The sequence below is a fragment of the Marinitoga sp. 1154 genome (genome assembly GCF_013363285.1).
Lineage (GTDB): Bacteria > Thermotogota > Thermotogae > Petrotogales > Petrotogaceae > Marinitoga.
Map to the genome: position 1 here is coordinate 44,890 of NZ_LBFB01000015.1, position 7,328 is coordinate 52,217.

Below are 7,328 nucleotides of genomic sequence, written 5' to 3' on the forward strand. Positions count from 1 at the left end.
TTGGATTTGATGTGATTGAGAATTAAGATAAGTGAAATATGGTATAATTGTAATAATAAATAACAGGAAGGTGAAGAAATGAATAAGTTTTTAATAGTAATTGTACTTTTACTTACAACAATATCTTTTCCTATATTAAAGGTTGGAATAGCATTAACAGAGCCTTATGCCTACTTTGAAGAAACCACAGAGGGATATTTGCTAAAAGGTATAGATATTGATATAATAAAGATGCTTTCTAAAGATTTAAATGAAAAGGTCGATATATATATTTATTCTTTTCCAGATCTAATAGAAAATGCATTGAATGATATGGATATTATAATAGGGGGTATTCACATAACCGATGAAAGAAAAAAATATATCAACTTTTCCATACCCTATTTAACAACAGGTCTTGTTATTCTAAAATTAAAGGATAATAAAAATAATGAATTGAAAACTTTTGCTGTAAAAAATGATTCAACGGGATATAAAACTGTTTTGAGCTGGAAAAAATCTGGAAAAGATATTATTTATACCGTATATGAAACCAATGAAGAATGTTTGAATTCTATTTTAAACAAAAATGCAGAAGGGGCTTTTTTTGATTTGGTGAATGCAATATATTTGATGAAAAAATATCCTATTGAAATATATGGTGAGCCTTTAACAAAAAATGATGTAGGTATAGGTGTAAAGGATAAAGAGCTTTTAAATAAAATAAATATGTCAATCTTAAAGTATAGACAGAAGAATTTAATAGGGAGATAGATATGCAGGATAAAACTACTATCAGTAAATGGTTTAAAAAAAATTTAAAGATAATATTTTTTTTAACATTTTCAATAATGTATTTTATATGGATCATATCAATGATCCTTATTGTTCATATAGAGATAGATAAAAGAATGGAGATACAATATAATAAAATTATAAAAACCATAGATATGCAGAAACAAAGAATTCTTAACGAAATAAAATTTATTACTCAAACTTATGCATATTCAGTAGATATAGAAAACTTATTAGAAAGCATAGTAGAAAAAAGCTCTTATATATCAGCTGTTATTGATTATAAACCGTTTATGGATATAAAAAATTCAGCATATCCAAAAAATATAAATCCAGAAGAAAATATTAAAGAAGCAATAAAGAGAAAAGCAGAAAATCTAAAAAATGGAGAATATATATTTATTGATAATGAACATTACATATGTTATGTATTTCCATATTTTTATAAAATGGTAGAAAATTATAATATATTTCAGGGAGTGTTAATTTTTAAAATATCAAAAGAGTCGTTATTAAATGAGATAAAAAATCTTCTTGTAGAAGGAGAACAAATCTTAAAAAATAAACCAGAGAAAATATTTGGAATAAAGTATAAAAATTTTGAATTTTATAATAATAAATATTATTTCATAATAAATTTGAGAAATAGAATTTTTGTATTTTTTGAAATGCTACTTTTAGGCTTAATAATAATAGTTATAATGTATTATATTATAAAAAAATTTGAAATGAAATATTTGAATAAAAATATAATAAAGCCACTTGAAAAGTTTTCAAACTACATTAAAACATCAAAATATGAAATCTATAATGAAAATTTCGAAATTCAGGAGTATGAAAATCTTAAAAATGCATTCAATAAACAGATAAAAGAAATAAACAACAATATTTTAAAATTAGAATCAGCATATGAAGAGACAACAGCTATGAATGAAGAATTAACATCTATGAATGAGGAATTAAATGATTTAAATAACAATCTTGAAACGTATATAGAACGTTTTAACAATATTATGAAAATAATAAGTTCTTTAAGTTTAGAAGATATAGAAGAAAAAGATTTTTTCAATGAGATATTGAATATTTCTGTTAAGTTAATTCCTGGTATTGAATATGGCAGTATTTTGGTAAAAAATAAAGGATATTGGAGTTTTGTTGCAACACTTGGCCATGATTATAATATATTAAAAAAAGTAGCATTTCCAGAAGAAATCTTTATACATCCTGAAAAAATAATGATAAAGGAAAACTTAATGGAACGAGATGAATTATTAATGGAAAAAAAGTATTATGAAATATTAAAAAAGGGTTCTAAACCATATAAAAAGAGTATTTTATGTCCAATGAAAATAAAGGATATAATTATTGGTCAATTAACATTAGATACAAGTAAGGATATTGACTTTTCAGAAGAAACACTTAAATTGATAGAATCATTAAGTATAATCGCAACAACTTTTGTAAGACTGAAAAGAATATCAAAAGAAGAAGGTGTTTTTCATAAAAATATAATTCTTGTATTGATAAAAGCGCTTGAATATTATGACAAATATACCAAAGGTCATTCTGAGAGAGTTGCAAAATATTCTACAGAATTTGCAGAATTTTTGAATTTAAATAAAGAAGAAATAAGAAAGATATATTGGGCAAGTATAACACATGATATAGGTAAGTTTTTTATACCTCAAACTATATTAAACAAACCAGAAAGATTAAGTGATGAAGAATTTGAAATTATAAAAAAACATCCGGTTAAAAGTTCTGAGTTATTATCAAGTAATGCATATCTTGAAGAGTATTCAAAAATAGTAAGGCATCATCATGAAAGATGGGATGGAACAGGCTATCCAGATGGCTTAAAAGGTAAAGAAATACCATACATTTCAAGAATTATAACATTGGCAGATAGTTTTGATGCAATGATTACAATAAGGCCATATAAAAGAGCTTTAAGTATAAGAGATGCCATTGAAGAAATAAAAATAAATTCTGGAACACAATTTGATCCTATTTTAGCATCTAAATTTATCGAATTTTTGAGGAGGAAATATCTGTGAAGATAAAGGTAGAACCATTTGAAAGAATGAGAAGATTTGAATATATTGTTCCTTTAATATATATTTCTTTATTGATTATAGGTATTTTTATGGTGAGAACAGCGACTTATGGCGAATATATAGAAGATAATTATTATAAACAAATAATCTTTTCCATTTTAGGAATAATAGTTTTTTTCTTTACATATTTTTTGAAAGAAAGAATTTTGAAAAGTATAATACCTCATTTATATGGTATAACATTATTATTATTAATATATGTATTGTTTTTCGAACGGGCAAGATATGGTGCCAGGCGCTGGATAAGGATAGGTCCCGTTGGAATTCAACCTTCTCACTTATTTTTAATGTTTACGCTGGTTATTTTAGCGAAATATTTATCAGAAAAAAATAAAAAAGCATACTATATATTATCCTTTACAACATTAATAGGTCTTGCATTGATTTTTAAACAACCTGATTTAGGTATGACATTATTCACCTTTACATTATGGTTTTTATTGACATATGTTTCAGGACAACATGAAAAAACCTGGAAAACATCTTTATTTTTAATGTTGTTTTCAATGCCATTTGCGTTTTATTTTATGCAAGATTATCAAAGAGCGAGAATAATAGGTTTTTTGTTTCCAGAAAAAAATGCAGCAGGTGTCGCATATAATACATTACAATCAATTAAGGCAATAGGATCTGGTGGATTATTTGGAAAAGGATATTTAAATGGTTTTATGAACCTGTCAAACTTTGTTCCAGAAGACCACAATGATTTTATAACAGCTGTAATTGGTGAAGAATTGGGTTTTTTAGGAATTATTTTGATTATATTTTTATATGCTTTATTAATTTATAGATTATATATATACGCTCAAAAAACAGAAAGAAAATTCTGGAAATATATATATTTTGGGACAATAGTAATTATATATTTGCACGTGTATGAAAATATTGGTATGAATCTTGGAATAATGCCTGTTACAGGAGTACCTTTGCCATTAATTTCATATGGTGGAAGTCAAATAATAACATTTTCCTTTTTATTGGGATTGGCAACAAAAGGAATTGCAACAACAGAAATTTTTACGGAGGATAATTATCTGGACAATGAATAAAAAACTAAAGAATAAAGGATGATTTTAATGATTAAAATATATGTGATAGGAAAACCCAAAACAAAGTTTATAAAAATGGGAATAGAACAATATTTAAAGTGGAATAAAAAATATGATAGAATTGAATTGGTAGAGTTACCATTATCAAATGATTTAAATAAAATAACAGTTGAAGAATATAAAAATCAGGATAAAATAAAATTTGAAAAATATTTTTTACCCCAAGTTTTTAAAGTTGTTCTGGATGAAAAAGGAAAACAATTAAGTTCAATAGATTTTGCAAATAAGATTGAAAAATGGAGAATAGGAAGAAAAAATATATCATTTTTTATAGGAGGACCTTTAGGGCATCATGAATATATCAAAAAAAATGCGGATTTTTTGCTTTCAATTTCAAATATGACCTTTACACATGAAATGGCAGTTTTATTATTATTAGAGCAAATATATAGAGCATTTAAAATAAATAACAATGAAAAATATCATTATTAGGAGGGGAATATGCATAAAAGGATCTTTAAAAGATTAGAAAATTACAAAGCAGTTGAAGAATATTTTAAAGATGAAATAAAAGATGAAAAGGCTTTAGACGTAATGAAAAAAGTTTTATTTGATGAGGAAGATGAAGCTTATAGTCTCATAGAAAATGAAGATAGTATAAGATTTTTGAAATTCTATCGTTCTGGCAGTTGTGAATTATGTTACGAAGAATATATTGACAAAAGCAAAGAAAAATTTGAAATGTGGAAAAAAAATCCTCCAAATTTTAGAGATCAAACACTGCAGTTAGAAATTATAATAGAAGTAAAAGAGAAATAAAAGAATATTTAATAATAAATCGGGCGAAATTGCCCGATTTATTTTATTTCCTCAATATACTTCGCTTCTTTACCAACAAAAACGATTATATACTTTTTCATCGTTTCATTTTTTGTGTTTAATTCATATGATTTCTTGTATTTTTCTATTTGTTCTTTTGCCTGTTTTATTTTCATTTTTAATTTTTCTTCTGTGTATCCTTTTTGTTTTATGTATTTTACTTCTATTATCGCTTCATATGGCACTTCTTCGTATCTTTTGAACATTGCTATGTCTATATACCCATTTTCTACTGGATATTCCATTTTTACCATTGCATATGGCGTTAGTATTAGATAACTATACATTATTGCTTTTATGTATTTTTCATCTAATCCCATGAATATTCTGTTGTCCATTTTGTTCAGTAGGCTTTCTATTTCTTTTGCAAAGCTTTTTATTTCTCCATCTGATAGTATCTTTCTTACCGCTATTTCTATTGGCTCTGGGTCTATATATTCTGTTAGTTTTTCTTCTATGTATTCTGTGAAATATTCTGAGAATATTTTTTTCATTGAATAATTTGGTATTTTTAGATATGTTATTATGCCTTTTTTTTCAAAAGTCATGAATCCCAGATAGAATAATAATGATTTTATGTCTTTTATTTCTATCCTTTTTCCTGGATTAAACATTGTTGTTAGTTCTGTTAGCTCTGTTTTTCCTGTTAGTAATATTTCGTTTAATAATTTCCCGATTATTTTTTTTAAATATTTTTTTTGTTTTTCTTCATTTGTTAATTCTTTATTGCTTTCTTCATCCGTTTTTATATATATTAATTCACCAAGACTGAATAGATTCCGAATTTTCTTATAATAACTCATTATGTTGTCATCTATTATTTTTTTTGGTGGTCTTTTTTCTGAAAAATATTCTGTTATAAAATAAAATACCATGTCTGGGTTATATACTTTTGCTTTTACTTCTTTATTAAATCTATATCCATTATAATTTTCTTGCATTTCTTTTAATAATTTTTCTGAATATATGTCATAATATTCCAATAATTCTTTTACTTCTTCTTCTTTGAATCCAAGCATTTCATTGAATTCTGGTGCTAATGTTATATTCATTGTTATGTTAAATCCACTGGTTAATGAGTCCAGCATTATTGGACTTACACCTGTCATGAATAGTCTTTCTATTATTGTTTTTGTTCCTTTTTTTATTTCTTCGTAGAATTTTCTTACAAATCCATGTTTTGTTACGCTGTCTTTGAATAAATCAAGGTTAAAACTCAATAATTCATTTGCAAAGTGATCATATTCGTCTATTAATAAGTATATTGGTTTATTTAATTTTTCTTTAGCGTCTGTTAAAAATGCCCTTATTATATCTGCAGGTTCTGTGTATTCTTTTTCTATTTTTAGTTTTATTTCATATCTGGTGTTGAAGTCATCCAGTGAAGATATTACATTATTTTTAAAACTACTTATTAATTTTTCTTTATTTTCTGTTTGTATTCCAGAAAAATTCATTTTTAAAATATAATAACTGTTTTTTAACGATGTTGGATTTTTTCCTATGTATAAGTTTTTAAATAATTCTTCAAATTTCTCTGCATAATTGATATCATAATACTTTGCAAGTGTATCTAAGAACAATGTTTTTCCAAATTTTCTTGGCCTTAAAAACACTATATTTTTTTCATTTAATGATTCTAATTTTTCTATATATTCTGTTCTGTCTATGTAATAATAATTCTGCATTATTACTCTTTCAAAATTTTGTTCTCCATATGGTATTTTTTTTCTCATGGCTCACCTCCGGTGTTACACGCCTACGGCGGGTTTTTGGATTAAAAATTGGATTTTAATTAAAAAAACTTTTGTGAGCTGTCGCTCACCTCCGGTGTTACACGCCTACGGCGGGTTTTTGGATTAAAAATTGGATTTTAATTAAAAAAACTTTTGTGAGCTGTCGCTCACCTCCGGTGTTACACGCTTACAGCGGGTTATAGGATAATAATTTATTATTTTAAAATAAAAACTTTTTAATATTTTCAAAGAAAATATACACGCTATTGCGGGCAGCGGTTTATATTTTTTTGATTTTTAAAAGATAAAAAAACTATTAAATAATTACAGTGTAATTATTTAATCTCCTGTAGGGATTAGGATAAAATCATTTTATTTTAAAAAATAAATTCTTAAAATATTTGCAAAGCAATTATTCACGCTACGGCGGATTATAGGATTAAAAATTGGATTTTAATTAAAAAAACTTTTGATCTGTCGCTCTTCTCCGGTAGGTTAAAAGTCGCTGAGCCCTAAATTTGTTAATCCTTCTGCTTTTACATCTATTCCTGATGATGCTATTATTGCAAATATTAATGAATGATAATATTTTTTTCTAAAAAGCCATACATAAAATTATTTTACATTTGATGGACTTTTAAAATTCGTTTTTATAAACCAAATGTGTAATTTTATTCCATTTTCTTCTTCTAATATATATTCAAAATCTTTTATTGTATTTGAATATATTATTAACCATCCCTCTTTTAACCCTTTTCTTTTTATATATTCTT

At 25.2% G+C, this 7,328-nt stretch carries 6 protein-coding genes; 5 read left to right on the forward strand and 1 reads right to left on the reverse strand.

The window, feature by feature from the left end; translation table 11 throughout:
• Positions 1–78 precede the first annotated feature (78 nt).
• From XO12_RS07810 to XO12_RS07830, 5 genes are read left to right on the forward strand one after another with little or no spacing between them, the layout of a single operon-like run.
• Entirely contained in the window at positions 79–753 is a 675-nt protein-coding gene (locus XO12_RS07810; RefSeq protein WP_047266034.1) for an ABC transporter substrate-binding protein, read from the forward strand.
• A 2-nt stretch (positions 754–755) separates the two neighbouring features.
• Positions 756–2,831 (forward strand): HD-GYP domain-containing protein, encoded by a 2,076-nt coding sequence (locus XO12_RS07815; RefSeq protein WP_052913220.1) that lies wholly within the window; start codon positions 756–758, stop codon positions 2,829–2,831.
• A complete protein-coding gene (locus tag XO12_RS07820; protein WP_052913219.1) occupies positions 2,828–3,940 on the forward strand; it encodes an FtsW/RodA/SpoVE family cell cycle protein in 1,113 nt (370 codons plus the stop codon). Before XO12_RS07815 ends, XO12_RS07820 begins: the two co-directional genes overlap by 4 nt.
• A gap of 27 nt (positions 3,941–3,967) precedes the next feature.
• Positions 3,968–4,432: a 23S rRNA (pseudouridine(1915)-N(3))-methyltransferase RlmH gene (locus XO12_RS07825; RefSeq protein WP_052913218.1), complete on the forward strand. Its 465-nt coding sequence runs from the start codon at positions 3,968–3,970 to the stop codon at positions 4,430–4,432.
• A 9-nt stretch (positions 4,433–4,441) separates the two neighbouring features.
• The gene (locus XO12_RS07830) at positions 4,442–4,759 is read left to right on the forward strand and encodes a hypothetical protein (protein ID WP_047266032.1); all 318 of its coding nucleotides are present in this window, start codon (positions 4,442–4,444) and stop codon (positions 4,757–4,759) included.
• A gap of 38 nt (positions 4,760–4,797) precedes the next feature.
• Here XO12_RS07830 and XO12_RS07835 read toward each other — a convergent pair whose 3' ends face one another.
• The gene (locus tag XO12_RS07835) at positions 4,798–6,555 is read right to left on the reverse strand and encodes an AAA family ATPase (RefSeq protein WP_175420061.1); all 1,758 of its coding nucleotides are present in this window, start codon (positions 6,553–6,555) and stop codon (positions 4,798–4,800) included.
• Positions 6,556–7,328 lie beyond the last annotated feature (773 nt).